Below are 26,997 nucleotides of genomic sequence, written 5' to 3'. Positions count from 1 at the left end.
GATTAGGGTGAAGCGCGACGACAACAAACCATAAAAATTATTCGCGAAGGGTATTTTCTATTATTCTGATTGGCATAGTTTCTTCTCCTTTTTGAATCGTTTCTGGCGTAATCACTAATCCCGTATTATTTTTAATTTTATCAATAACAATTTGTTGAGAGTATTTTAAGGATTCTGCACTATGCCTTTCTCCTGACTGTTTTGCTGAAGCCGTTGCCTGACCTGCCAGCCAGTCATCATCTGTCACAAAACCAAGTGACTTTGCTCTGGAAAATAAATATTCAGCTGTATTCCATTTCCAATCAGGGCAAGGTAAAGCATTATCATCTCCTGATCCGTAGTAGACATAGCGATGAGGACAAAACCCTCCACACATTGGCAAAATCGAGCAGTTACTACAGACAGGATTATCAAAAGGTGACCAATTTTCCCATAATTGAGAGTTAACTGTTACATTGGAGTTTGTGTGGTCAAATATTGTACCAATGCGTTTTGAAGGGTCATGTGCTGTCTCCCAACATTTATGTAAATCACCATTTGGGCTAATTACATAACCACCTTCATGCGCAGCCACACACATTCCTAATATCCCAGTAGGTGCAGTGACAACACTTGATAAACCGGCTTCTGTTGCTCGCGCTCTAAGTTTAATCAGTCGCTCATTAAATTCTTGTTTAGAAAGCGACTCATTAAATGCTGTGCCACTTTCTGCGGTAGATGCTTCTATTGGTGCAAAATAAACACTAAACTGACCGTATTGAGAATAGCCTTCTTCTGTTAGATAAGTCAGCAGCTTTTCTGCGCTAACTAAATTCTCCTGGCCAACATTGACTCGTACAGCAATAGCAAATGGTGTTTCTTCCATTACTGCACGAATATTTTGCATAATTTCTTTAAAGCTTCCACGTCCAGATAGTAGTGGCCTTTGTTTATCGTGAACTTCTTCCATACCATCAATGGTCACTTGAGCATAAGTACAACGCCGATCAAATAGCTTTTGTGCTACTTTAGGGGTTAGAAAAAATCCATTAGTTACGATTCCTGAATTATAGTTAATCGAACTTTCATCACATAGCTTGATTATTTTATCAGAGAGTTCAAATATAGTTTCACGCCCCATAAGAGGCTCACCACCATACCATGTAATAGATAAATTACTTAACTCTTGTTTTTTACTTTCTATAAATTGATAAATGGCATCTGGTACTTTTTCATCAATTTTACGCAAGTCTTTATTTAAGCCTTGAAAGCAATAACCACATGCAAAGTTACACGCCATTGTCGGAGCAACTGTTAGCATTAATGTAGATTTATCTTGGCGCTCTTTAAAATAGTTAGTTTTTACAGCTTCGATTTCATCAAACTCTGCATCAACCAAAAAACCAGAGGATGTTAATGTAGACTCTAATTGTCGGTTTAATTTAACTGAATAATCTTTTTCCACTAGCTTGAGCTTTTCGCAATAATGACTCCACTGCTGATGTTCATCAGAATCTAACAACACTAAGTGCCTGTTAACTGAGTTAAATAGGAGTGCTCTACCTTTTGCAATTGGTATTACAATATTATATCGAGATGGTTTAATTTCAATATCAATTAGTTCATTACCAGCAACCTGCTCAGTTTCTACTGGTTTAATACGAAATAAGCGTTCCCTGTTCTGCAAAGCTAGCTGTTTTATGGCTGCCTTCTTTTCCTGTTTCGATAGGTGGCTAAAACGACTCATATAGAAATTAGCTCCCCTTTTTCAGGACCTGTTTTTGTATTTTTTAATTCTTTATAAAATGTTTTTATCTTTCTCAAAGCCCCTCTCCAAAAAGGAGAGGGGCTTTGCCATTAGTTACATGTAGTTATCCTTAGCAAGAAGGTAAAAATGGAATGATGTTGACCGGACAGACATCGCCTGCACAAGGTAAAATACCCAAATCCACTCCACAGGCTTTACCAGCACAAGCCGTATTAGCGATCCCGACCCCTGATGCTTTACCACCACAGGCACTGGCGTTCGCCGCACACCCTGTTACTGCAGAAACATTACCAGCACAAGCACTGGCATTCACTGCACAGCCCGACACGACCGAACCATTACCAGCACAAACGCCTGCATTACCACCACAAGCACCGGCAACACCGACTTTTCCATAGCAGCCTGTGTAGTTTTGGCCACAGGCACCAACAACTGAAGCGTTATTGACACAACCACTGGCATTGGCTGCACAAGCGCTACCGACAGAGGCATTTGCTGCACAAGCACTTGCATTGGCCGCGCAACCTGTACCTGCACCAGCATTCGCGGCACAAGCACTAGCATTACCTACACATCCACTTCCTGCACTGGCATTTGCAGCACAAGCATGGGCACTGCTATTACCACCATAGATGCCATATTGCTCTACTTCATCAGGCGAAAGGAGTACTTCTTCATACTCATCATCCTCTTCTAATACCTGATCAGAAATTTCAAGCAGTAAGCCCCTGCAGTAAGCCAGGAAAATATCTGGTGCAATTTCAAAGCTAAGCACTTGCTCGCCCGTAAATCCTGTTTCAGGTAAACCATCAAATGTGGCAAGTCTTCCATTTATTGCAGTAAGACAGTAATCACCAATGCCTGTTATGCGTATCCCCACATAATCAAACTGGTGCATTTTTTTAATATCAAGGCATTTTGGTAATAGATCATGTATCACGACATTGAATACATCTTTAGTCGTATCAATCTGAAACCTCATTTCAGCTGCTTCTAAAATAACATCCTCAGAAAGATGTATACTAGAAGCAAAAGTTAAAAACGCATCTGAGTTTTTTAACTTGTCGCCACTTAGCTCAACCACCTCCTCAGCTGTTAGACATAGCATTCGATTTGAATCGACTACTAACATTCTAGCTCCTCCTAAATTATGGAACACTATAATTTGGAAAAGATGCTTAAGGGCATCTTTGGTTTATGCATTACCTGAATGCATTTTGTATAACTGGGCGATTTGTATTGGCAAATTTATTATTCATTGGCGGAAAAACAAATTTAAAATCATTTCAATTTACACTTACGGCAGTGTGTTTTTTGCAATTATTATTTACTATATAGATATTAGCCCCTCAATTACTAACAAATGCATAAGCCCAGCCTTAATTAAATACATTTAATATTCAGACATTATCTTCTGCATAAGCATATAAATACAGCATACAAAACTATCCATCATTAATTAGCATTATTTAAATTAGAGTTTGTTATTCTTTAATCGTTAACTTGTTTTTCAAAAATCCTATACGCTTTCACAGGACAAGTAAAGATAAGGGATTATCACAATATGATCTATTATTAAATAAAGCTATTACTTTTATTCTTGTAACAACTATATGAATATACAAATTAAAACACTTGTTTTGCTCTATCAATACTCGTTATATGCACTTTCAATAAAATATTTAAATAACCGACAACTTATACCTCAATACGAAATATTTTAGCTATTAACATAGGATGATGAAGCTTCATGATCCTATGTTAATAGCAGGTGATTGAATTGATGATAACAAAACCTAGAAGTCATTCATGAGCAGGTATATTTAATCTGTTTTTCATGATTCATTATAGTTATTTAAACACCTATATATTTTTTGGTTATAAAATTACTCATACATAAGCATATATACCATATAAAATTATTTAACTTACTGTTTTATATGAATTATATTGAACAAATAGATTTTAATTAATTACTTAATCAACCTAAAAATTTTGTTTCTGCTATCAAAGATGATAAAAATATTGCTCAAAATCAAAACAGCAAAAAACAAATCCAAATAAATTTAGGCTCTATCCAAGTTCAGTTGATAGAAAAAGGGGAGAGATAAAAAACTATTAATAATAATCTTTAAAAGCCATATTCGAATAGCAATTCAACTCAACTTCTCATATACGCTATTACTATTCATAACAGGGAGACTCTTATGTTAAACGACAAAAAATTAAATAAAGAGAATGAGCCAGAGGTAATTTGTCCTAACTGTTCAAGTCCAGTAAATAAAATTGATTTCGAAATTATTGGCTGCCCTGCTTGTCATTTTAAAAGCAATATTAGTAAAGATGCTCCCAGCTGGGAATTAGAACCAATGGAATCATCAGACTCCTTTGTTGAAGGTAAAGATACTTGGTTTAATAAATAGACTAACTAGAATATTATTTAAATAATGATAATTTTCTAAAAAATGACTGCCTATAGAATTAGAGACGAAATGTCATTAAAAAGTAGTCATAAGTATTTTATTAACAGATATAAAAGCTCTGACTATTATGATTTTATTTTCTAGCAAGCCTTGGTGTCTCTGATGGTTTGATTAAATTATTTTTATATCAACCAAAGCACCCGACTCATCATAGGTAAAGTCATATTGAGCCTGAGTAGTTACCAGAGAAGTGATTTTACCTTCCTCATCACGTGCTAACTTAAGTAAAGAAAAACTAATTTTTTCACTAGCAAAGTCAAATGCAATCGCTTTTGTCTTGCCTTCACTCAGCAGTTCAGCAACTCTAAACAACTGTTTTATAGCACCTGTCTGACCATTCTGCCAAGATTCTACAGCATTAGCTAATGTTTGATGAGTAGCAAACAGCCAACTACTGATAGAGCTTGCCAACTCTCCATCTACAACGACAGTTTGACCTAGTTTGGTTTTATTTTGAGCATTAGCAGCCTGTCTTTTCGCTAACTCTTTACCCAATTCTGCTAATAATAGCTGTAAAAAATGTTGCCTAGCAGCAACACTACTCATAGCCGGGCGCTTCACAACCAGGTCACTATTAACCGATGTCAGCTTAGGCAATCCGGCTGTATTGGTATCATATTTGGTAATACTCTCATGGCTACTCACAACATTGTTTTTGGTCAACAGAGAGTGCTGGCTTCGAATATGAATAAAACGAATATTGAGTAGCTGCTTTGGTAACTTCGCAACTAGTTGACTGATTTGCTTTACTTCATGGTCTAGTAGTTGGTTATTATCAAGAAGCAGCAGACCATAGTTTTCTAGTAGCTTTTGTCGCCTACCATCCCAATGGCCCAACAATTCATTAGGTACTTGGCCTTGGTTAGCATCTAGGTAATTAACAGCCAACTGCTGTTTTATATGTGGCCACCAGTGATAGTTATTGTCTCTTATTGGTGCATCAACTAAAGGCACTTGTTGCCATATGTATTGATAAACTCGCCGTAAATTAATAGCAATTGCCTCAGTTTGACTGTATTGATTCAAAAACGCCAATTGATTAAAAAACGACCTTGCCTCTTCAGGGTTCTGCTCAAACCATTCAGCTAACTGTTGGCCCTGCTCATCAAATGGTTTCAACAATTTGTTCGCCAAAACTTCTGCTAAGGCTGGATTAACCTTTTGGCGAATATCTTGGTATTTTTCAGAAAACGCAAAACCTAAATAGCCAAAATAAACCTTCAAGTGGTCAGTAAAAGCCTGGTGTTGAAAAAAATCTTTAAAAAATTTACTGTAATCTTCTCTTGCATAGCTGTTTTGCCGAAAAATTTTGAAAGCACTACTCGCATCGGCCTGACTCCAACCTTTTGAGAGTGTCTCAAGATTCTTTGTTAACGTGTTTTGGTCTGGCTCGGATAAGTCTGCATAACTTGGACCTCCATATAAGACAGTAGCCAAAACAGCCATGATGCTCCAGCGTAAAATGGGTTTCATCACTGCATACCTTGGTTCATACAAGTTTCTGCAGTATAGAATAAAAGCTCAGCTCAGTAGGTTCCGTGACTGTTATCCTATTTTACAGTTGAAAATATATTAGAAAGGAACTCTATGAATTATATTCAATACAAATATGAAAACAGATCGCATCCAAATCGCTAACAGCTTTTACTAATCGCGCATGACTAAATTTGATTATACGAAAGAAGTTGTGTGGCTGAACCATGTTTGAATAACTGTTTTAGTTTTATGTAGACAAATACTAAAATGGTCTTAAGCTTAAGTTCACTCAAAAGACCAGGATAATAGTTAATAAAAAATATCGAACATTCAAAAACTTTCTTATCGTTTTTTACTAAACGCATCCGTTTATAAAAAAGCCCTCCGTAGTCTCTTCTACTTTTGAGACTAATCAGGAGGGCTGTTAGCTTAATATTTTCTAGATGTTCCTAAAAACATCTGGTAACTGATAGGCAAGTTATTGATAGTTTTCAGGAAATAATTCGCGTTCTACTAACTCCATAAAAATATGGATGACTTTAATGTGCAACTCCTGCACCCGGTCAGCAAATTGCCCACCTGGTGTACAGATGTGGATGTCTGCTAGGTCACCTAACGTACAATTAGCTTTTCCTGTCATCCCAATTACCGTTACTCCCTTTTGTTTGGCTACTTCTGCTGCTGCAATAATATTCTTGCTGGTACCACTGGTACTAATCGCCAGTAAAGTGTCTCCTGCACGAGCATGGCTGTCTACATAACGAGCAAACACATGTTCATAACCAAAGTCATTTGATACACAACTTAGGTGACTAGGATCACTGATAGCAACGGCTGGTAAACCTCTACGGTTAAGTCGATAACGCCCTGACAACTCTTCTGCAAAGTGCATAGCATCACACATTGAGCCACCATTACCACAACTGTATACATGCCCACCCTGTTTAAAGGTGGCTGTTAATGCTGCTGCTGCTTTAGTGATTTGCTCGATCATCGCCTCATTAGACAACAAATTGTCCAGAGCCTGTTTTGCTTCAGTTAATGCCGCAAGAACGTGCGATTGCATAAACACTCCCATAGTATTGATTGCAACGTAGTGTAGCTGCATTGTAGGCCGTTTGATCAAGAATGTCTAAAGCCCAAGTTACAGAGATTCACACCCTCTCACTCCCACAAAAAGTAACAGCACACTTACTTATTTAAACTTATTTTCTGCACACAAAAAAATAAGGCCATGTTCCACTTATAATACATAAACCGTACAATAAGCCATTTCATTTCTAAGGTTTAACTTTAAAAGGAATTTGATAGTGAAGGAAAAAAATTTAACAGCGACCACTACTCTTTTTGTTACTGTTTTTTTATTTAACCCTGCATTAGCCAATAAGATAGATTTCACTAAAATCACGGCTAGCCAGGAAACCCGTACATTTTTCGATGATAAATGGGACAATGAGTCAGATGCTGATGATCCAACTGTGTGGGTTAACCCCCACGATAGTGCTAAAAGTTTAATTATTGGTACATTAAAACAAGGGGGGTTAGCCGTTTTTAATTTACAAGGAAAAATGATTCAACAAATCATTCCAGAGCAGAATCAAGTTACTGGTTTACAAGGCCGCTATAACAACGTCGATATTTTAACTGGTTATTTACTAGAAGATAGTCAAATGGATTTAGCCGTTGTTACTGACAGAGGGACGGATAAATTAAAAATATTTTCAATTAATTATCAAGGTGAAAGCAAACCTGTATTAACAGATATTACATCGAATAGCGCTCCTATGTTATTTAGTCGATCAGTGGATGATGTAAAAGCTAAGAAAACTGCATATGGGTTAGCCGTTCACTATAATCAGAAACAGCAACAAGGTATAGGCTTTGTTACCCAGGCAAATCATACTAAAATAGCCCAAATTAATTTTTATACCACACCAGCAGGTAAAATAAGCTACACAGTTAGTGCATACCATTTATTACCATCAAATTTTAATACAGAAAGCGATCCTCATTGGTCGCCATGCCAAGAAGAAGATGGAGACCAACCTCAACTGGAAGGGTTGGTTATAGACTCTCAACGACAGTTGCTTTATGCCAGTCAAGAACAAGTAGGCATTTGGCAAATTCCTTATCAAACACATTCACTTACTACAAAACCAAGTTTACCAGTCCTCATTGATACTGTTGCTAGTTTTGGGGTGCCCTATAAACGTATCTGGGATCCTATTGAAGAAGAATATCAATGCCACTGGCTTAACTCCCTCCCCCAAGACGCTCACTTAAAGGCTGATGTCGAAGGGCTTGCTTTATACCAACCACAGCAAGGACAGCAATATTTGATTGCATCAAGCCAGGGAGATGATCACTATGCTGTCTACCAGCTTAATCATCAGCCTATAAACCCTAAGTTCATTGGCCGCTTTCAAATTAACAAGGGATTAGTGGATGGCACGAGTCATACTGACGGTATAGCAATAACGACTCAAGCAATTGGTGATCAATACCCACATGGTCTAATGGTCGTGCAAGATGGTGATGATGAACCAATAAGCTTTAATTCAAAAGGTAAACAGCGGGATAAAACAAACTTTAAGTTTGTTTCATGGGAAAAAATAAAGCGTTATTTAGGACTTTAGTTGATTAGTTTTTTCTTTCTACGACTGCTTTTTACCAGCGATGAAGTTGACTATAACAGCAGCTATTATCAAGCCCAAAAAGCTGGCCAACAGATCTAACAATGAAAAAGTTCTGGTTGAGAAAAACTGCTGGGTGACTTCTTCCAGCGCTATTACCAACCCAAGAATAGCAGTAGTAATCACTATTTTTCGGGTTGGCCTACCCACTAAAGTACTAACAACGGCTAGGTTAACAAAAAAACTTAATGTCCCCATCAGCAGTATATGGCCTACTTTATCTCCTCCAGGGAAGTTATATAAGGCCTTTATTTCTGCTGGTAGTTGTCCTTTGCTTGCTAAAATTACAATCGTTGCAACTACTAATACTGCAATCAACCCCAACCATTTCATTACTAATTACTCTATAACACAAGTTCATAAAAACAAGTATTATAGCATTAAATTAAACCATACAAGTCACGATTTATTTTTAGGTATTATAAACTTTTACTATGTTCTCCATGAGAGTAAATCAACAGGTATAATAGTTTTTATATTCACTCCTAAGCCGATTTTTGTTGTTTATGCTGTGAAGCCACTTGACGATGAACGGCCAAATAAGAAGGTGCAGTAGATACTGGTAGTTTATAGACAAACTGCTTTCTTGCTTGATGAAAGGTGCTTTCTGGAAACATAAAACATTGCCACATTTTTGCTTCTTCTTCCTCTCGGTACTGCTTTAGTGGCTTTAATTGTTGATTTAAACGAAGCAACTGTTGTTTACGTAAAAGAAGCTGTTTCACAGTTTTCTTATGACTGTACCACTCACAAACCTTATGTAGACTACGTAAAAAATTTTTTGGCTGAGAAGGCAATTCTTCATCAGCTAGGCCTATACTCACCGCTTCTGTAGCCAGCAATGGAAGACAGTTTGCCATTAACTTACTAGCCTGCTGCTCACCCACTCGCAAAGGCAGGCTAAAGCTCCAATATTCAGAGCCATATAGGCCCATATGCTGATAATAAGGTGATACTATTACACCCTCTCGCATTAATACTTTGTCACAGGCAAGTGCTAACATCACACCACCCGCAGCTGCATTTTCTTTTAAAGCTGCTATTGTTAGTTTGTTTTCTGTTGTTAGAATAGCTTCTACTAAATCATTTATTTGCTTTAAGTTTTCCCAAGCTTCCAAACCAGGTTTAGGACTGCTTTCAATCGTATTAAGGTTAATACCGTTTGACCAAAAATCACTCCCTCCCATTAAAACAAGGACTTGAGTTGGTCTTTCCAAAGCTGCCCGATAGGCTTTTAATAAACGGTAACATTGCTCTGTACTCATTGCTCCATTATAAAAATTAAAATGCAAATAACCTACTTGGGCATATTCCTCATAATAAATTTCCTGCCATGTAGCAGGGTCAAGATCTGGTAATACCTGATCAAATAACTCTGGCGTCTGTTGTAACTGATTCGCTAAATATTCTGCTGCAGGTAGTTTAATCTTGGGTTCAACTGAGTCAGCTTGCTTTAAATGGGTTATCCAAATAGCACCATCTCGGGTAGCCCGACAAATTGCCTGATTTTTTTGCGCAATGATTTCTCCAGGCTGAGCAGTTCTGATGTTATTCAGCGCTTGCTCTTGATAAGCATTAAATAAGTAGTAAGCTTTTCCATTAATCAAATCTTTTACACCAGGAAAGCTTTCTGCCGCATGAAGTTTAGCTAATATTTCAGTGGTACTATCTCGCTGCCAATCAATACTCCGCTGGCTTTGTTTCATTAATGGCTGCCAACCCCCTTTTACATCAGGTTTGGTATAGTCCAAAGGCTCTGGGTTATGTGTTTTTGCTTCTAACTGCTCAAGAGCCGTTAAAATTAACTCGACAGCCGCTTCAGTGACTTGGTGGCGATAAGTTGTTGATTTGTTAGCTGCTGGCAGCTTGAGTGACTTGCTTCCCCATATATTGCCTGCGTCATACTCCTCTGCAGCCTCAATTAATGTTACTCCCCAATAGCTCTTTTGTTGGTAAATTGCCCAATCGAGTGCTGATGGCCCTCGATCACCTTTAATTCCGGGATGAACAATCCAACAAAGGTAGTGCTGCCAAATTGAGCTAGGTATTGCCTGTTTTAAAAAAGGGCAAATAACCAGTTCAGGCTCAAACAAAGCCACAGCTTCTTCCATTTGCTGTTCAGTGCTAGCATATTCTACTGATACCCAATAGTTTCTTAGCCGAAGTTCAGCGTAAACACGCTGACTTAAGCCGTTAAATGCAGACACTAATAGCAGTATTTTCATTACCTCGTCCTTGATGTTATACCTGGCTAAGTCCTTATTAAAGCTAACCTGGATATCTCATCGGTTATCCGGGCTTAAAGCTATTAAAAACTAAAGAATAAATGCGGTTGTTCGGTAAACCTAAACTTAACCTTATATAATTAAGTAATTTTTGATATACATCAATTAATAACAAACATAAGGCAGGATGCTCAATGAAAAAAACACAAGACGTATATTACAGTGACTACTTGCAACTCAATAAATTGCTTGATAGTCAGCACTTGCTAAGCAGTGATTTCAATGATACTGCTCATGATGAAATGCTGTTTATTATTACTCATCAAGCTTATGAACTCTGGTTCAAACAAATACTACACGAACTACGCACAATCCAAACCGTGTTCGAACAAAAACCTGTAGATGACAAACAACTAGGAGTAGCTACACATCGGCTGGAGCGTATCTTAGCCATACAGACCTTAATGATTGAACAAGTAAATGTACTTGAAACTATGACTCCTTTAGACTTTCTTGATTTTAGAGACTACTTAGTACCAGCATCTGGATTTCAAAGTGTACAGTTTAAAGAAATAGAAATTCGTTTTGGCCTAAAAAGCCGTTATCGCATTGCTTTTGACCAACAGAATTTTTATCGTCGACTCAAAACAGAGCATCAGGAATATTTAAAAAATCTTGAACTACAACCCAGCTTACTGGAGCAAATAGATCAATGGTTAGCTAGATTACCTTTTTTAAAATTTGGTGAGTTTAATTTTTGGCAAAGCTATCAACAAGCAGTTAATGACATGCTAAATCAAGATGAGCAAATCATTATCAACAATCCTCATTTAGGCGCAGATGAAAAAGACCAACAATTAAATAATCTTGCTGATACTCGTAATCAATTCAAGCAACTACTCGAACCCAAAGCCTATCAGTTGCAGTTTGATACTGGGTTTTATCGAATTAGTCAGGATGCTTTCTTAGCCGCCCTGTTTATTAGTCTATATAGAGATGAGCCGATGCTACAACAACCTTATAAGCTATTGACCTGCTTAATGGATATTGATGAACGCTTCTCCGCTTGGCGAACTCGTCATGCTCAAATGGCTTTACGTATGCTTGGTCGAAAAGTAGGCACTGGCGGCTCTTCTGGTCATGACTACCTTGCCAAAGCCGCTAGTGGCAATAAAGTGTTCACCGATTTATTTACGCTTTCTACTTTCTTGATACCAAGCTCAAGTAGGCCTGAATTACCAGACGCCATCAAGCAATCGCTTGGTTTTTACTTGTCTGGAGCAGAGTAGCCCTGATTCAAGGCTATCGAGTATATCCATTCCAAATTCTCACGTGAGCTGCTACTGTAAACCTTGATGTAGCAGCCTATCTTATTAGATATTAGTCATTTCCTACCTATTCATCTTTTCTTTGCTATTCTATTGCCAAATACCAAGTTGCAATTGAATTTAGTAACCAACTATTAAATAAATTGTCGTTGCGAAGTATTAGATGTATAAACATTGGTACCAACAATTTAACCAGTATCAATCTGATACCCTTTGGTTTACAGCCCATAGTCATCATTTTTGGCCAGATGTAACGCTACAGGCAATGATGCGCTACTGGCATGATTCTGCCAGGTTGGTTGATGATAAGTGGCAATATATTTTCTCTAGCATTATCCCCAAAGCACAACGACATATCAGTCGACTACTCAACTACCCCTATCCAGAGCAAATTACTTTTGCCCCGAATACTCACGAGCTATTAGTCAGATTAATTTCCTGCTTTCCTGCTAGAAAGAAACTAACAGTATTAACGACTGATAGTGAGTTTTATAGTTTTAGCCGACAACTAAAACGTTTGAATGAAGAAAAGTGGACTGATACTACGGTTGTTAGTACAGAGCCATTCAATGATTTTATTGAGCGATTCTGTCAAACTGCTAATACAAAAAAATATGACATCATTTTTTTCAGCCATACCTTTTTCAACTCTGGCTATGTTGTTCAGAATTTAAATGAAGTGATTGAAAAGCTATCTTCTCAATGCAGTTTACTCATTGTCGATGGCTATCATAGTTTTGCTGCCATACCTGTAGATTTATCTGAAATTGCAAATAGTGTGTTTTTTGTAGCTGGCGGCTATAAGTATGCACAGTCTGGAGAAGGCTGCTGCTTTTTACTCTCACCACCTAAATCTAACCAGTTGCGTCCATGGAATACAGGCTGGTTTGCAAACTTTTCACAACTGGAGGAAAGTGATTCATCAATGACGGGCTATGATACTCACGGCCAACGATTTGCTGGCGCTACTTTCGACCCCACCGGTATTTATAGGCTAAATGCAGTATTTGATTTATGGCAAGAGAGCAAACTCACCGTTGAAACGGTCCACCAGCATATATTTTCCCTACAACAAGCTTTTCTACAAGCAATCAGCACATCAAAACACCCTTTATTAAACTATCGTAACTTACTGTATATTCCTGAGTATGTTCATGGACATTTTTTAACATTCAAATTACCAGACCGGGAAGTATGCAAAAATCTATCAACAGCACTGACTAGCTTAAAAATCAAAGTAGACTGTAGGGATAACCGACTTCGATTTGGGTTTGGTTTACAACATGACTTAGAAGATATTAATCAGCTCCTTGCTAGATTAAAACGACTACCTATCGCTTAACAGGACTAGAGGGAAACGGAACAACTTCATCCATTTTCCCTCATTTTAAAATCCAGTAGAAAATAATGATTAGCGGTTTAGCCTGAACTTGTGGTACCCAATAAAATATTTGAGTTAAACAGCAGTTACAAACTAAGTGGTTTTTCGCTTACTTTCCAAAACTGCAAACAAACTGGAAGTATCCCAGCGGGAGCCACCCATCGCTTGCACTTCTGAATAAAACTGATCAACCAAAGCGGTCACAGGTAAGTGAGACTGGTTTCGACGAGCCTCATCTAAAACAATCCCAAGGTCTTTACGCATCCAATCTACAGCAAAACCATGATTATACTCACCAGCTAACATAGTTTGATACCGGTTTTCCATTTGCCAGGACTGAGCGGCTCCCTTAGAAATTACTTCGATAACTTCAGCAACATCTAACTCTGCACTTCTAGCAAAGTGCATACCCTCAGCTAAACCTTGCACTACGCCAGCAATACAAATTTGGTTAACCATTTTTGTTAGCTGTCCACAACCAATCCCCCCCATTAATTTCACAAACCTGGCATAACAATTGAGTAAAGGTAATATATCTGTAAACTGCTGTTTAACGCCTCCAACCATTATCGTTAACTGACCATTTTCAGCCCCTGCCTGCCCACCAGACACAGGCGCATCAAAGAAAACTACTTGTTTATGTTCTGCTTGTTGAGCTAACTCGCGCGCCACTTGAGCGGATGTCGTAGTATGATCAATAAAGATAGCGCCAGGTTTCATACCCGCAAAAGCCCCTTCCGCAGTTAAAGTCACCTGTCGTAAATCATCATCATTACCTACACAGCAACATACAATGTCAGCCTGCTTTACTGCTTCAGCAGGTGTTGCTGCATAGCTCCCCTGATACTCTTCACACCATGCTTTTGCTTTGCTTATGGTTCGATTGTATACCGTTACTTGATAACCGGCCTTAGCCAAGTGGCCTGCCATTGGAAAGCCCATCACGCCCAAACCAATAAATGCAATTTTCTGAGTCATATATCCCCCTAAAGTAGGTAACGCCTAGAATACTATTAGCTTCTATATTGTCTTAATAGATACAGTTTTTTGCTTTAGCTAGTGTACAGATGACTCATATGGATATTGTCAAGCCTGCATTTCATAGCTGTTCAATACTAAGAGCATTATGGTTAGCTCTTATTCACATCCCTTTTGTAATGGCCTCTAGTCATGCCACCGAAAAAGAAACCATTACCTGGTTTGCTGCTCATTGGCCACCCTTAATGATGTTAAAGGGAGAAGATAAGGGAACAGGCAGAGTTGATATGCGCCTACAACTCTATCAAGCTAACTTGCCCCTTTATAACCATAAAATACTTGAAATGAGTTGGGGGAGGTTTTGGCATGATATAAAAGCAGGCAAAAAAATCTGTAGCCCCATGCACTTAAAAAAACCCGATCGACTTAAAATTGCTTATTTTTCAACACCCGTCGATGTTGCTGTATCTCATCGGATTATAATGAAGAAAACTAATGCAGCTTTATTAAATAACTCTGCATCATACTCAATAATAAAGCTTATAACTGATAGAAGATTCAAAGGTATTGTTGAGAGCCAACGCTCCTACACCAAAGAACTTGATGAAATATTAGCTGAGCACGAAAAGAATAGTTACTTCCAAAAAATTACAATTGCAGCAGATAGTTTGTTTAAAATGCTTGATCATAACCGTATTAGCTACATTATAGAATATCCCTTTATTGCTGCTTATCATGGCAAGCAATACTTTAAAGATGTAAATGACTATGCCAGCATTCAAATTGATGAAATTACACCCTATTTCTTAGTCTATGCGGTTTGTCCTAGAAATGATTGGGGTAAACAAGTAATTTCAGATATTAATAATATGCTGAAAACTCTAATTCATCAGGCTGAATATCAGAAAATAATTTTTGAAAGCTGGCTAGATAAGAATGACTTAATTCAGATAAAAAAAGTTTACAGAAATCAAATTCTTAACCAAACTTAACTATTATGCTAAACCACCTGCAAAATAATAAGTCAACTATCTATTTTATAGGCATGTTTTTTATCCTCTTTTATTGTAAAACTGCCTACCCTAATCAATCTATTAAAGTTGTCGGCACCCCAGAAAAGCCCTTTCGTTACAGTGCGGCTAATGGTGAAATTATCGGCATTGATGCTGAAATTCTCAAGATTGTTTTCAATAAACTAGCTATAGCGAGTGAGTTTAGACTTATCAATGTTGGTTCCAGAATTATCAAATTTGCTCAAGAAGGAAAAGTAGACGTTGTCATGAGCTTTTCTCGAAAAGAGTCCAGAGAATCCTACCTCGTTTACCCCCAAATTGCCTATAAAGAATTTACTTGGAATTTTTTTATTCGTAAAGAAGACGAAAATAAAATAATATACAACAGTCTTCAAGATTTGTCAGGTTTGACCGTGGGTGCCACCCAAGACTGGGCTTATACACCAGAGTTCTGGCAAGCAGAGCTTAAGTTAGATATCGTTTCTAATAATGATTTACATATACCAAAACTATTCAAAAAACGAATCGATATTGTACCACTTAATACTTTTCCAACTCTTCTTATACTACAAGAGCAAGGGCTCATGAACCGCATTAGCTTCTTACCCAAACCACTAAAAGCAAAGCCCTACTACAATGCTTTCAGTCGAGCTTCTAAAAACCCTAATCTTAAAAAAGTGATTGATAATTATGACCCCATTGTTAAAAAGCTAATTGATAGTGGGGAAGTTAAAAAACTATATAAAAAACACTTAGGAATTGATCAGCTTTAGTTATTTAATACAATAATCTGGAATTAACTTTTAACTCCAGATTATTACACTATTTTTCAGACACTTCTTAAAAAAAGATTTTTTGTAAGTCCTTTATAAATCATCTTCTTTTTGATAACTCTTGTGCTGAAAATGCACCACTGTTCTTGGAGGAATAGTTGCTTCGATACGCACATCAGCTACTTTATAATTATCCAACTCAACTGCATAAGCTTTACGTAAGGATTTTAGAATCTGACTAATTACCAGTTCATCTTTAACTTCTTCCAGTAATTGTTGCCATTCTTTTTCAGTTAACTCCCTCACCTGAGCAAACTTTCCTGTCACCACTGGCACCAAGCTCATTTGCAAATACAAGTCGGTTAATTTAAACCCAGCTTTTTCTATTACCTGCATATTCTGATCAAGCGTTGCCAGTAACTGCTCTAACTGTTGATCTTTACTAGTATTTACCTGTTTAAGTTTTTCCTTCGCAACAGACAACTGCTCAGTTGTTTTTTGATGTACATCAGTGACAAAGTCATCAGCTGTTTTTTGTAGTGACTCCCATAACCCTTCTGATGCAGGCTGACCTACTTCACTGGCAAAAGCTGGTGTCAGTAAAAAACTGAAAACAGCAGACAAACAAAATCGGCGCACTAGCATTTTTAGAGGTGTCCTTGATGATAAGGTTGGGATAACTCATGTACTGCCTCTACAAATGCACCAGCATGTTCAGGCTTCACAAACTGATGAATTCCATGGCCTAAGTTAAATACATGCCCAGAGCCTGCTCCATAGGCCTTCAAAATAGTTGCTACTTCCTCTCTTATACGTTGAGGAGAAGCATATAAAACACAAGGATCCATGTTACCTTGCAACGCCACTTTATCGCCAATTCGTGCACGGGCACTACCTATTTCAGTCGTCCAATCCAAACCTACAGCCGTACAACCTGTCTCTGCTATTTGTTCAAGCCACTGGCCACCATTTTTAGTAAATAGAATAACTGGTATTGGCTGGCCATCTTGATTTTTAATTAAGCCATCGACAATTTGTTTCATATAGTTCAATGAAAACGTTTGGTAAGCAGCATGGCTGAGCACACCACCCCAGGTATCAAAAATTTGCACAGCCTGAGCACCTGCTTCAATTTGAGCATTTAAATAGGCAGTCACTGCTTGGGCCAGCTTTCCTAACAGCTGATGCATCACTTGAGGTTGATCATACAGCATCGCTTTAACAATCCGAAAATCCTTGGTACTACCACCTTCAACCATGTAGGTAGCCAACGTCCAGGGACTACCTGCAAAGCCAATCAAAGGTACCCGTCCATTCAGCTCTTGTCGGATAACCTTTACTGCATCCATAACATAGCCAAGATCAGCTAAAGGGTCAGGAACAGGCAAGGCATTTACATCTGCTTCCGTACGAACAGGCTTTTTAAAGCGAGGACCTTCCCCTTGCTCAAAATAAAGCCCCAAGCCCATAGCATCAGGCACTGTTAGTATATCGGAAAACAAAATAGCCGCATCAAGAGGAAAACGGTCTAATGGCTGCAAGGTAACTTCACAAGCCAACTGTGGATTTTGACATAAGGCCATAAAGTCCCCTGCGCTGCTTCTTGTCGCCTTATATTCCGGCAAATAGCGACCTGCTTGGCGCATCATCCAAACTGGGGTTACATCTACGGGTTGTTTAAGTAAAGCACGCAAGAAGCGATCATTTTTTAAAGCAGCCATCTGGAACCTGTCGTCTGTGTATCTTGCTAATTTGATAATAAAGCTATTACATTTACACCCTTCACAAAGGACGCATCAGAAACGATTTTAACAAAACTATAACAGATTCCTTATAGCCTCGCTTAACTTATCTTCAGGTAGCTTTTAAAAACTAATCGAACAATTTTCAACCAAAAATAGTTACCTGTACTCTGTAAAATGAACACAACTACATTCAGATCTATTTGATATATTCATCATTAGATGTTTAATTAATTTACAGTAGTCATCTTTTATCATTTTTCACAATCACACCATTTTATATGCTTTTATTAGACTAAAAACTGTATTTCTATTTTAATAAGATATTAAAAGCCTTCTCAGCTAACCTCAAGAGCCAAAGTTCAGTTAATATTTAAAAGCAATAAATACCACACAAGTCTTTTAATATTTATTTCTTTATGTTGAAATAAATTACAACTCTCATTTATTATGATCTGATAACTAATTGATTTATATGGATAAAAAATAGTGGCTCAGATATTGCTCCGCGATTAATGAACTAATTTCAAATGGTGGAGCACATGAAATCCATAAAAACTATTGCCTTGGTCACAGCCCTACTACCATTTACCCTAACAAATACGGCGCAAGCCGTGCCGGTTGATAAAGAGCTGGCTCTCGTAATTGATGTATCAAGCAGTATTGACGACACTGAATTTGCACTACAAATGAATGGTTATGCAGCAGCATTTAAAGACCCTGATGTTATCAATGCTATTCTAGCATTACCTAATGGTAATGGTATTGCAGCAGCAGCCTTTCCATTCGCTGCATTTGGTGCAGATGATCCAATGGCTCCTGCTAGCTATGAGTTAAATTCTACCCCTTGGTTTCATATAACAGATGCGATGAGCGCAATGGATTTTGCAAATGCAATTAGCGCAATCCCTAATGGAGATGCACAAGGTACTAATATTGCTGGTGGTGTCGATTCTGCAGTCAACTCTATGTTAAATAACGACTTTGAAGGCGATATGCTAATTGTTGATGTATCAACAGACGGCGTACAAAACCTGTTTAGAGATGGAGGGTTATGTATTGATATATTTAACCTTCCACCATCAGAAGAGGAGTTATTAGCCTGTTTAGCCGCATTTGACAGTGCAATTAATGGAGCAAGAGATGATGCTGATGGACAAGGAGTTATGATTAATGGTTTAGCTATTACTGACCTTCAAATGGCGCAAGACTATTTATCAGACCTGATCGATATTTTAGGCCAAGAAACAGTTGATATGCTAGGTTTACCTGAAAACTTGCAAGAATATTTAGAACTGCACTTAATTACTGAGGATGGATTTGTTCTTACAACTGAATTCGATGAAACACAATTCGCCGCAGCAGTTAAACAAAAGATATTAAATGAATTATCAACACCCAATGAACCAACTCCAATGCCAGAGCCTGGTACAGTAGGAATACTAGCAGTTTGTTTGTTAGGCTTATTTTTACAAAGAAGAAGACTGCAAGTTCAGGCACTATAAAAAAATAGCACTCTTCCTGAGTCAATTTAAATAAAAAAACTGTAGTTATTTACTGCAGTTTTTTTTAATTTCTAAACGGTTAACACCACCTTCCCTGCATGTTTACCATCTTCCATCAATTGATGGGCTTGTTTAGCTTCAGCCAATGGAAAAGTTGAGTAAATAACTGGCTTTACTGTACCTGAATTTAGCAATGGCCATACTTCTTGTTTTAATGCAGCTGTGATTTTTGCTTTATCCTTAACACTTCTTACCCTTAAGGTAGAGCCAGTAATAGTCAATCTTTTTGACATTATTTGCCATAGTGAAATTTCGCTAGTTGCACCATGTTGCATACCGATTTGTACCAACCGGCCTTCTACAGTTAAACAAGATAAGTTTCGTGAAAAATAATCACCACCCACCATATCTACAATTAAGTTAACGCCTTTATTTTCTGTAAGGTTTTTAATTTTTTCAACAAAGTCTTCTTCACGATAATTAATTGCAGCACTGGTACCCAGCTTTAAACATAAATCGCACTTTTCTTTAGTACCAGCAGTAACAAATACAGTAGCACCCTTTGCAATCGCTAGCTGAATAGCTGTGGTACCAATACCACTTGAGCCACCATGAATTAATAATGTTTCACCCGCTGTCAGTTGGCCTCGCTCAAATACATTATGCCAAACAGTAAAAAAAGTTTCGGGCAAAGCTGCAGCTTCTACCATGGAAAAATTTTTTGGAATCGGTAAGCATAAATCTGCTGCAGCTACTGCAAATTCTGCATAGCCACCTCCCGATAATAATGCACACACATTATCACCCACGTTCAGCTGGGTTACATGCTCGCCCACCTTAACTACTTCACCAGCCACTTCTAAACCAGGAATATCAGAAGCATCTGGTGGTGGTGGATATTTACCTTTTCTCTGTAATAAATCCGGGGCATTAATACCTGCGGCAGCTACTTTTATTAATACCTCTCCTGTTTTAGGTTCAGGAGTTGTTCTCTCAGCTATTGAGAGAACTTCAGGGCCTCCTGGGCTGGTGATTTCTACAGCTTTCATATTTCCAAATAATCCATTATTCCTTCTGCCGCTTGGCGCCCTTCCCAAATAGCAGTTACCACTAAATCAGATCCTCTAACCATATCACCACCAGCAAATATTTTAGGATTAGAAGTTTGGAATTTAAATTCAGTTTCTTCTTTAGCTATTACTTTACCAGATGAGTCTGTTTCAATTGTTATATCTTCAAACCAGTCTGCAGGGCTGGGCCTAAATCCAAAAGCAATTAATACTGCATCTGCCGGTAAAATTTCTTCACTACCTGGAATGGGCTCAGGGCTACGACGACCATTTTCATCCGGCTTTCCAAGACGAGTAGTAATCACTTTAACCCCTTTCACCTGGCTATCACCAACAATAGCAACAGGTTGACGGTTAAATAAAAACTCTACGCCTTCTTCTTTTGAGTTTGCTACTTCACGACGAGAGCCGGGCATATTTTCTTCATCACGCCGATAGGCACAAATCACAGAACGAGCCCCCTGGCGAATAGCCGTGCGGTTACAGTCCATTGCTGTATCACCACCGCCTAATACCACGACTTGCTTGCCACGCATATCAACAAACTCATCTGATGCTTTTTCTAACCCTAAACAACGATTCACGTTAGATATTAAATAGGGTAATGCTTCGTATACACCAGGTAACTCTTCGCCGGGAAAACCACCTTTCATATAGGTGTAAGTGCCCATACCCATAAAAATAGCATCATAATCATCCAACAGTTGTTGGATAGTGATATCTTTACCTACTTCAGTATTTAATTTAAATTCCATGCCCATTTTAGTAAAAACATCACGGCGTTTTTTAATAATATCTTTTTCCAATTTAAACTCTGGAATACCAAAAGTGAGTAACCCACCAATTTCCGGGTGGCGATCAAATATAACCGGTTTAACCCCATTACGTACTAACACATCTGCACAAGCTAAACCGGCGGGGCCTGCACCAATGACTGCCACTTTTTTATCAGTTTTAGCCACCTGAGATAAATCCGGCCGCCACCCCATAGCAAATGCAGTATCAGTAATATAACGTTCTACAGCACCAATAGTGACTGCACCAAAGCCATCATTTAAGGTGCAAGAGCCTTCACATAAACGATCTTGTGGGCACACCCGGCCACAAACTTCTGGCAAAGAATTGGTTTGATGGGAAAGTTCAGCTGCTTCAATAATATTCCCCTCAGCCACTAGTTTAAGCCAATTAGGAATATAATTATGAACCGGGCATTTCCATTCACAATAGGGATTACCACAAGCTAAGCAACGGTGGCTTTGTCCAGCCGCTTCACGGGGAGTATAACTATCGTAAATTTCTACAAATTGTTTTTTTCTAACTAAAATATCTTTTTTATCTGGGTCTGTCCGCCCCACATCAACAAACTGGAAGTTGTTATTTAATCGATCGCTCATTACCTGAAACCTCTTAAATTACTCGCTACACTCACATTATTTTTTGGTGTCTTAATTCACTTGGGAAGCAACAAGTACAGTTGTTAACTCCATTTGAGGCTGTCGCGAAAGTGCTTCAAATCAAGTCCCTTCTCCCCTGCGGGGAGAAGGTTAGGATGAGGGGTCCGCGTAGCGGTGGCTTTAAAGTAACTTCACCCTCACCCCAGCCCTCTCCCAGAGGGAGAGGGAGCTAAATACAACTTTTGTATCCCCCATGGGGAGGTAAAGGGACCTAGCTCCGAGCCTTTTCGCAACTTCCTCTCTTTTAATTAGTCCTCAGTTGGACACCTATTTATTACTCGGGACGGGTACGAATACTTGATAGCAACTGGTCTAAGTTCGCGGCTTTTGGTTTAACTAACCAGAACTTACCAACAAAGTCGTACATATCATCAAGTATGGTTTTACCCCATTCACTACCCGTCTCCGCTACATATTCCTCAATAATCGTGTAGAGATAGCTTTTGTATTGCTCCATCGCCTCCGTATCAATGCGATGAATTTCCACTAACTCATAGTTGTAGCGATCAAAAAAATGTCGATCTAAATCCAGCACATAAGCAAAGCCGCCGGTCATCCCTGCACCAAAGTTATGCCCAGCTTGCCCCAATACAGTTACAACACCCCCAGTCATATATTCACAACAGTGGTCGCCTGCTCCCTCCACTACGACATGAGCACCAGAGTTTCTTACCGCCAGCCGCTCACCCGCTCGACCAGCAGCAAATAATTTTCCTCCTGTAGCGCCGTATAAACAGGTATTCCCTATAATTGCGGTATCTTGAGATTTAAACTCACTTTGTTTTGGTGGCACAATCACCAACTTACCACCCGTCATTCCTTTGCCTACATAGTCATTGGCATCCCCTTCCAGGTACATATCAAGCCCACCAGCATTCCACACACCAAATGACTGGCCCGCTGTTCCTGTCAGCGTCAAGGTTACAGGGTTGTCAGCCATGCCCTGATTGCCATAGCGTTTGGCAATTTCCCCAGAAAGCCTAGCACCTATCGAGCGATCACAGTTACTTACTTGATATTGATATTCACCACCAGCCAGGTTTTCGATAGCAGGCAGAATATCCTGAACCATTCGTTCAGCCAGCTCACCGCGATCAAACGGATTATTATGTTCAACCAGGCAACGATGGGGCTTATCTTCAGGGATATGGCTATGATCCAAAATTGGCGATAAATCCAAGTGTTGCTGTTTAGGGGTAGTACCATCAGCGCTTATTAATAAATCTGTACGACCAATGACTTCATCTAGGCTGCGATAGCCCAGCTCAGCTAATAACTCCCTCACTTCCTGCGCCATATAAGTGAAAAAGTTAATCACCATATCCACTGTGCCAATAAAGTGATGATCACGCAGGTGCTTATCCTGAGTAGCCACCCCTGTGGCACAGTTATTCAAATGACAGATTCGCAAATATTTACAGCCCATTGCTACCATCGGAGTTGTTCCAAAGCCAAAGCTTTCAGCCCCTAGCATGGCTGCTTTAAGCACATCCAAACCCGTTTTCAAGCCACCATCAGTTTGGACTCTGACTTTGCCACGAAGGTCATTCGCTCTCAATGCTTGATGGGTTTCACTTAAACCAAGCTCCCAAGGTGAGCCTGCATAACGAATCGAGCTAAGCGGACTCGCCGCCGTACCACCGTCATAGCCAGAAATAGTGATTAAATCAGCGTAGGCTTTTGCTACCCCCGCAGCGATAGTACCCACTCCCGGCTCTGATACTAGCTTGACTGACACCAATGCTTCAGGATTGATCTGTTTTAAGTCAAAAATAAGCTGAGCTAAATCCTCAATCGAATAAATATCATGGTGGGGTGGCGGTGATATCAATGTCACCCCCGGTACGGAATAACGTAACCGAGCAATCAACTGGTTAGCCTTACTACCAGGCAGCTGGCCACCTTCGCCTGGCTTAGCACCCTGAGCTACTTTAATTTGCAGGACTTCCGCATTCACCAAATAATGGGGCGTCACTCCAAACCGGCCAGATGCAATCTGTTTAATCTTGGATACTTTGTTGGTACCAAACCGAGCGGGGTCTTCCCCTCCCTCACCTGAGTTAGAGCGAGCACCCAGTCGATTCATTGCCTCCGCCAACGCCTCGTGGGCTTCTGGGGATAACGCCCCTAGCGACATGGCGGCACTGTCAAAGCGGCGAACAATTTGTTCAATAGGCTCAACTTCATCAATGGCAATGGGCTCGCGATCAGGCTCCAGCTTGAACAAGTCACGGATAGTTGCGACTGGCCTTTCATTGACTAGTTGAGAGTATGCTTTAAATGCTTGGTAATCACTGTTTTTAACCGCATTCTGCAAGGTTTGCACAACATCAGGATTAAACGCGTGATATTCCATACCATGAATATATTTGAGTAGTCCACCAGGTTGAATGGACTTACGAGGCTTCCAGGCTTCTTTAGCCAACAATTGTTGCTCATATGCAAAGTGTGCAAAATTAGCCCCTTCAATGCGGTTGGCCACCCCTTTAAAGCATAGCTCCACTACTTCACTGCTAATCCCAATAGCTTCAAATAACTGAGCACCTCGATAGGAAACAATGGTGGAAATCCCCATTTTTGACAGGATTTTCATCAATCCTTTATTAATACCCTTTCGATAGAATTTAAAAGCAGGGATTGGGTCAGCCAGTAATTCTCCTGATCTGATTAAGTCATAAATCACTTCATAACTTAAATAGGGATATACAGCAGTTGCACCAAAGCCGATTAATACAGCAAAGTGGTGAGGGTCTCTGGCAGTAGCCGTTTCCACAACAATATTGGTATTGCAACGCAAGCCCTTTTCAATTAGATGATGGTGAACAGCACCTGTTGCCATTGCTGCATGAATAGGCTGATAACCTAGCTGAATATCTCTATCAGTAAAATGTAAAATCACTTTACCATCACGAGCAGCCTGTTCTGCTTGCCTGCAAACATGGTTAATCGCATTTTCCAGGCTTTCTTTTTCAGGGTAATTAAGTGAAATAGTAGTGGCTTCAAAACCAGGTTTTTCAATATCAAACAGTTTTAAAAACTTAATTGGAGATAAAACCGGTGAGCCCAAAATGACTCGTGCAGCATGTTGTGGCGTTTCTTCAAACGGGTTTTTCTCCGCACCAATACAGGTTTCCAATGACATCACGATGGCTTCTCGCAATGGATCAATGGGTGGGTTGGTAACCTGGGCAAATTGCTGGCGAAAATAATCATAAACTGGACGAACACGCTGAGATAATACAGCCATTGGCGTATCATCCCCCATTGATCCCACTGCTTCCTGACCACCTTCTGCTAATGGGCGCAGCACTTGATCACGCTCTTCAAAAGTAACCTGAAACATTTTCATGTGGGTTTTCAGCTCTTCACGATCGAAATGCTGATCAAGCCGGTGGGGCTCTTCAAAATATTTTGATTGAATGCGATAAGCGTGCTCTTTTAGCCACTTTTTATAAGGCTGCTTGGTTTTCAGGTAGTTATCGATGGCTTTGGCTTCATGAATCTGGCCGGTTTCCGTATCAATAGCCAGCATTTCACCCGGCCCTACCCGGCCTTTAGCAACTACATCTTCCGGCTGATAGCCATAAACCCCAATCTCAGAAGAAACCGTAATATAACCTTGTTTTGTCATTACCCAGCGAGAAGGCCGCAAGCCATTTCGATCCAGCATACAGATTGCTTTTAAGCCATCGGTTATCACTAAGCCTGCCGGGCCATCCCAAGGCTCCATATGCATGGAGTTATATTCATAGAATGCCCGCAGATCAGAGTCCATGGTATTCACATTCTGCCAGGCGGGTGGAATCAGCATTCTCAAGGCTCGATAGATGTCAACTCCCCCATTAACCAACACTTCCAGCATATTATCCAGGCTAGAGGAGTCTGACCCTGTGGTGTTGACCACTGGTTTAACCGTATCCATCTCAGGCAAACGTTCTGAGCGAAACTTACTGCTTCGAGCCACAGACCAGTTGCGGTTACCACTAATGGTATTGATCTCACCATTATGAGCTAGCATCCGAAATGGCTGAGCCAAATGCCACTCAGGCATAGTGTTAGTGGAAAAGCGTTGGTGAAATACGCAAATTGCCGTCTCAAACCGAGAGTCACCCAGATCTGGATAAAACTTGGGCAAATCCACTGGCATCATCAGTCCTTTATAGGAAATAACTCGCTGAGCCAAGCTACAAACATAAAAGTGCTTGTTATCTCTTATCGCCAAACCAGCTCGCCGCCTGGCCATAAACAGACCAACCTCAAACTGCTCCTCAGACATACCATAAGGACAATTAACAAATACCTGCTCTATTTTAGGTTGAATATCTTTAGCTATGGGGCCTAAATAGTCAGGGTTAGTGGGCACTGCTCGCCAGCCTACAACCTCTAAGCCTTGATCAGCTAAATGGTAATTCAGTGCCTCACGACCTTTATCTGCAATGGCATCTTCAGCAGTTAAAAACACCATTCCCACAGCATAATGCTGATTTAAGGCTTGCTGAAAAGTCTCTTTGGCTACAGCGCGAAAAAAACTGTCTGGCTTTTGAATTAAAAGCCCACAGCCATCACCGGTTTTACCATCAGCAGCAATTCCACCACGATGGGTCATGCAGGTTAGGGCTTCAATAGCCGTTTGCAGTAAGTGGTGGCTTTTTTGCCCATCACGATGCGCAATCAAACCAAACCCACAGTTATCCCTATACTGCTCAGGGTGATACAAAACTTTCATATGGCACACTCTCACCAGGAATTTCTTGTTTTTTCAGTTACTTAGCTATCCTTGGTGTTGTTATTATGTGGTAGCAATTTTGGTGCAAGGGGCAAACATTCTACACATGATGTCCATTTGAGACAAATAAGTGTCCCATAGTCATAATTTTTTAAGGCAACTCATATTGCAATTGTTAATGAGATCGCTTCAAGCTAGCAGGCAGAAGTCGTTAGTCACCCACAATTAGTCAGAGCATACCAAGTCTTTAAGAAATGCTTTTAGTTAAAATCAACTTGTTCTTATCTACTTACTGCGGTTTTAAAAGCGAATTGCTCAATAAATATACGAGAATTGAGTAATTAGAAATATAGTGCAACCCAGCCTCCCCCTTTGAAAAAGGGGGATTGAGGGGGATTTTCAT

General features: G+C 39.5%; 19 protein-coding genes. 7 read left to right on the top strand and 12 right to left on the bottom strand.

What is annotated here, in order from left to right; translation table 11 throughout:
• Nucleotides 1-37: 37 nt before the first annotated feature.
• Together ORQ98_RS07400 and ORQ98_RS07395 are read right to left on the bottom strand one after the other, a co-directional pair.
• Nucleotides 38-1,726 (bottom strand): radical SAM/SPASM domain-containing protein, encoded by a 1,689-nt coding sequence (locus ORQ98_RS07400; RefSeq protein WP_274688149.1) that lies wholly within the window; start codon nucleotides 1,724-1,726, stop codon nucleotides 38-40.
• A gap of 130 nt (nucleotides 1,727-1,856) precedes the next feature.
• Nucleotides 1,857-2,879: a hypothetical protein gene (locus ORQ98_RS07395; protein WP_274688148.1), complete on the bottom strand. Its 1,023-nt coding sequence runs from the start codon at nucleotides 2,877-2,879 to the stop codon at nucleotides 1,857-1,859.
• Between the two features lie 1,075 nt (nucleotides 2,880-3,954).
• Here ORQ98_RS07395 and ORQ98_RS07390 point away from each other — a divergent pair.
• Entirely contained in the window at nucleotides 3,955-4,170 is a 216-nt protein-coding gene (locus ORQ98_RS07390; RefSeq protein WP_274688147.1) for a hypothetical protein, read from the top strand.
• Nucleotides 4,171-4,341: 171 nt separating this feature from the next.
• Here ORQ98_RS07390 and ORQ98_RS07385 read toward each other — a convergent pair whose 3' ends face one another.
• Together ORQ98_RS07385 and ORQ98_RS07380 are read right to left on the bottom strand one after the other, a co-directional pair.
• Nucleotides 4,342-5,703: a hypothetical protein gene (locus tag ORQ98_RS07385; protein ID WP_274688146.1), complete on the bottom strand. Its 1,362-nt coding sequence runs from the start codon at nucleotides 5,701-5,703 to the stop codon at nucleotides 4,342-4,344.
• A 481-nt stretch (nucleotides 5,704-6,184) separates the two neighbouring features.
• Nucleotides 6,185-6,772: an SIS domain-containing protein gene (locus tag ORQ98_RS07380; protein ID WP_274688145.1), complete on the bottom strand. Its 588-nt coding sequence runs from the start codon at nucleotides 6,770-6,772 to the stop codon at nucleotides 6,185-6,187.
• A 244-nt stretch (nucleotides 6,773-7,016) separates the two neighbouring features.
• On the opposite strand from ORQ98_RS07380, the gene ORQ98_RS07375 reads away from it, so the two are divergent.
• A complete protein-coding gene (locus ORQ98_RS07375) occupies nucleotides 7,017-8,342 on the top strand; it encodes a phytase (protein WP_274688144.1) in 1,326 nt (441 codons plus the stop codon).
• Nucleotides 8,343-8,360: 18 nt separating this feature from the next.
• On the opposite strand, the gene ORQ98_RS07370 is transcribed toward ORQ98_RS07375, so the two are convergent.
• Both ORQ98_RS07370 and ORQ98_RS07365 read right to left on the bottom strand, forming a co-directional pair.
• Nucleotides 8,361-8,732 carry a VanZ family protein gene (locus tag ORQ98_RS07370; RefSeq protein WP_274688143.1) on the bottom strand — a complete coding sequence of 124 codons (372 nt, stop codon included), beginning with the start codon at nucleotides 8,730-8,732 and terminating at the stop codon, nucleotides 8,361-8,363.
• Nucleotides 8,733-8,884: 152 nt separating this feature from the next.
• Nucleotides 8,885-10,624 (bottom strand): hydrogenase maturation protein, encoded by a 1,740-nt coding sequence (locus ORQ98_RS07365; RefSeq protein WP_274688142.1) that lies wholly within the window; start codon nucleotides 10,622-10,624, stop codon nucleotides 8,885-8,887.
• A 194-nt stretch (nucleotides 10,625-10,818) separates the two neighbouring features.
• Between ORQ98_RS07365 and ORQ98_RS07360 the strand changes: the two genes are divergently transcribed.
• Both ORQ98_RS07360 and ORQ98_RS07355 read left to right on the top strand, forming a co-directional pair.
• Nucleotides 10,819-11,913, top strand: a complete 1,095-nt coding sequence (locus ORQ98_RS07360) for a tryptophan 2,3-dioxygenase family protein (RefSeq protein WP_274688141.1) — start codon at nucleotides 10,819-10,821, stop codon at nucleotides 11,911-11,913.
• A 202-nt stretch (nucleotides 11,914-12,115) separates the two neighbouring features.
• Nucleotides 12,116-13,294 (top strand): aminotransferase class V-fold PLP-dependent enzyme, encoded by a 1,179-nt coding sequence (locus tag ORQ98_RS07355; RefSeq protein ID WP_274688140.1) that lies wholly within the window; start codon nucleotides 12,116-12,118, stop codon nucleotides 13,292-13,294.
• 132 nt (nucleotides 13,295-13,426) lie between these two features.
• Here ORQ98_RS07355 and ORQ98_RS07350 read toward each other — a convergent pair whose 3' ends face one another.
• Nucleotides 13,427-14,311: an NAD(P)-dependent oxidoreductase gene (locus ORQ98_RS07350; RefSeq protein WP_274688139.1), complete on the bottom strand. Its 885-nt coding sequence runs from the start codon at nucleotides 14,309-14,311 to the stop codon at nucleotides 13,427-13,429.
• Nucleotides 14,312-14,400: 89 nt separating this feature from the next.
• Here ORQ98_RS07350 and ORQ98_RS07345 point away from each other — a divergent pair, with 89 nt between their 5' ends.
• A complete protein-coding gene (locus ORQ98_RS07345; RefSeq protein WP_342455186.1) occupies nucleotides 14,401-15,303 on the top strand; it encodes a TIGR02285 family protein in 903 nt (300 codons plus the stop codon).
• 5 nt (nucleotides 15,304-15,308) lie between these two features.
• Entirely contained in the window at nucleotides 15,309-16,097 is a 789-nt protein-coding gene (locus tag ORQ98_RS07340; RefSeq protein WP_274688137.1) for a substrate-binding periplasmic protein, read from the top strand.
• A 93-nt stretch (nucleotides 16,098-16,190) separates the two neighbouring features.
• Here ORQ98_RS07340 and ORQ98_RS07335 read toward each other — a convergent pair whose 3' ends face one another.
• Both ORQ98_RS07335 and hemE read right to left on the bottom strand, forming a co-directional pair.
• Nucleotides 16,191-16,742 carry a hypothetical protein gene (locus tag ORQ98_RS07335; RefSeq protein ID WP_274688136.1) on the bottom strand — a complete coding sequence of 184 codons (552 nt, stop codon included), beginning with the start codon at nucleotides 16,740-16,742 and terminating at the stop codon, nucleotides 16,191-16,193.
• Between the two features lie 2 nt (nucleotides 16,743-16,744).
• Nucleotides 16,745-17,818: a uroporphyrinogen decarboxylase gene (hemE, locus tag ORQ98_RS07330; protein WP_274688135.1), complete on the bottom strand. Its 1,074-nt coding sequence runs from the start codon at nucleotides 17,816-17,818 to the stop codon at nucleotides 16,745-16,747.
• A gap of 563 nt (nucleotides 17,819-18,381) precedes the next feature.
• On the opposite strand from hemE, the gene ORQ98_RS07325 reads away from it, so the two are divergent.
• Entirely contained in the window at nucleotides 18,382-19,344 is a 963-nt protein-coding gene (locus ORQ98_RS07325) for a DUF1194 domain-containing protein (RefSeq protein WP_274688134.1), read from the top strand.
• Nucleotides 19,345-19,415: 71 nt separating this feature from the next.
• Here the strand turns inward: ORQ98_RS07325 and ORQ98_RS07320 are convergent, their stop codons facing one another.
• The 3 genes from ORQ98_RS07320 to gltB all read right to left on the bottom strand — a co-directional run bounded on the left by ORQ98_RS07320 (nucleotide 19,416) and on the right by gltB (nucleotide 26,594).
• Complete coding sequence (locus ORQ98_RS07320) at nucleotides 19,416-20,393, bottom strand: NAD(P)H-quinone oxidoreductase (RefSeq protein ID WP_274688133.1); 978 nt, start codon at nucleotides 20,391-20,393, stop codon at nucleotides 19,416-19,418.
• Nucleotides 20,390-21,808, bottom strand: coding sequence for an FAD-dependent oxidoreductase (locus ORQ98_RS07315; RefSeq protein ID WP_274688132.1), 1,419 nt, complete (start codon nucleotides 21,806-21,808; stop codon nucleotides 20,390-20,392). The genes ORQ98_RS07320 and ORQ98_RS07315 overlap by 4 nt, the downstream gene beginning before the upstream one ends.
• A gap of 334 nt (nucleotides 21,809-22,142) precedes the next feature.
• Nucleotides 22,143-26,594 (bottom strand): glutamate synthase large subunit, encoded by a 4,452-nt coding sequence (gltB, locus tag ORQ98_RS07310; protein ID WP_274688131.1) that lies wholly within the window; start codon nucleotides 26,592-26,594, stop codon nucleotides 22,143-22,145.
• Nucleotides 26,595-26,997: the final 403 nt, after the last annotated feature.

The sequence above is a fragment of the Spartinivicinus poritis genome (assembly GCF_028858535.1).
GTDB lineage: Bacteria > Pseudomonadota > Gammaproteobacteria > Pseudomonadales > Zooshikellaceae > Spartinivicinus > Spartinivicinus poritis.
Note: the sequence above shows the minus strand (reverse complement) of the source record. Positions and strands in the feature narration are given on the sequence as shown.

Bases quoted from the DNA above. Each gene is read 5' to 3' on its own strand.
- ORQ98_RS07340 (WP_274688137.1), top strand. From the start codon at position 15,309: ATGCTAAACCACCTGCAAAATAATAAGTCAACTATCTATTTTATAGGC.
- hemE (WP_274688135.1), bottom strand. From the start codon at position 17,818: ATGGCTGCTTTAAAAAATGATCGCTTCTTGCGTGCTTTACTTAAACAA.
- ORQ98_RS07380 (WP_274688145.1), bottom strand. From the start codon at position 6,772: ATGCAATCGCACGTTCTTGCGGCATTAACTGAAGCAAAACAGGCTCTG.
- ORQ98_RS07385 (WP_274688146.1), bottom strand. From the start codon at position 5,703: ATGAAACCCATTTTACGCTGGAGCATCATGGCTGTTTTGGCTACTGTC.
- ORQ98_RS07370 (WP_274688143.1), bottom strand. From the start codon at position 8,732: ATGAAATGGTTGGGGTTGATTGCAGTATTAGTAGTTGCAACGATTGTA.
- ORQ98_RS07395 (WP_274688148.1), bottom strand. From the start codon at position 2,879: ATGTTAGTAGTCGATTCAAATCGAATGCTATGTCTAACAGCTGAGGAG.
- ORQ98_RS07360 (WP_274688141.1), top strand. From the start codon at position 10,819: ATGAAAAAAACACAAGACGTATATTACAGTGACTACTTGCAACTCAAT.
- ORQ98_RS07365 (WP_274688142.1), bottom strand. From the start codon at position 10,624: ATGAAAATACTGCTATTAGTGTCTGCATTTAACGGCTTAAGTCAGCGT.
- gltB (WP_274688131.1), bottom strand. From the start codon at position 26,594: ATGAAAGTTTTGTATCACCCTGAGCAGTATAGGGATAACTGTGGGTTT.
- ORQ98_RS07355 (WP_274688140.1), top strand. From the start codon at position 12,116: ATGTATAAACATTGGTACCAACAATTTAACCAGTATCAATCTGATACC.
- ORQ98_RS07325 (WP_274688134.1), top strand. From the start codon at position 18,382: ATGAAATCCATAAAAACTATTGCCTTGGTCACAGCCCTACTACCATTT.
- ORQ98_RS07320 (WP_274688133.1), bottom strand. From the start codon at position 20,393: ATGAAAGCTGTAGAAATCACCAGCCCAGGAGGCCCTGAAGTTCTCTCA.
- ORQ98_RS07400 (WP_274688149.1), bottom strand. From the start codon at position 1,726: ATGAGTCGTTTTAGCCACCTATCGAAACAGGAAAAGAAGGCAGCCATA.
- ORQ98_RS07390 (WP_274688147.1), top strand. From the start codon at position 3,955: ATGTTAAACGACAAAAAATTAAATAAAGAGAATGAGCCAGAGGTAATT.
- ORQ98_RS07335 (WP_274688136.1), bottom strand. From the start codon at position 16,742: ATGCTAGTGCGCCGATTTTGTTTGTCTGCTGTTTTCAGTTTTTTACTG.
- ORQ98_RS07345 (WP_342455186.1), top strand. From the start codon at position 14,401: ATGACTCATATGGATATTGTCAAGCCTGCATTTCATAGCTGTTCAATA.
- ORQ98_RS07350 (WP_274688139.1), bottom strand. From the start codon at position 14,311: ATGACTCAGAAAATTGCATTTATTGGTTTGGGCGTGATGGGCTTTCCA.
- ORQ98_RS07315 (WP_274688132.1), bottom strand. From the start codon at position 21,808: ATGAGCGATCGATTAAATAACAACTTCCAGTTTGTTGATGTGGGGCGG.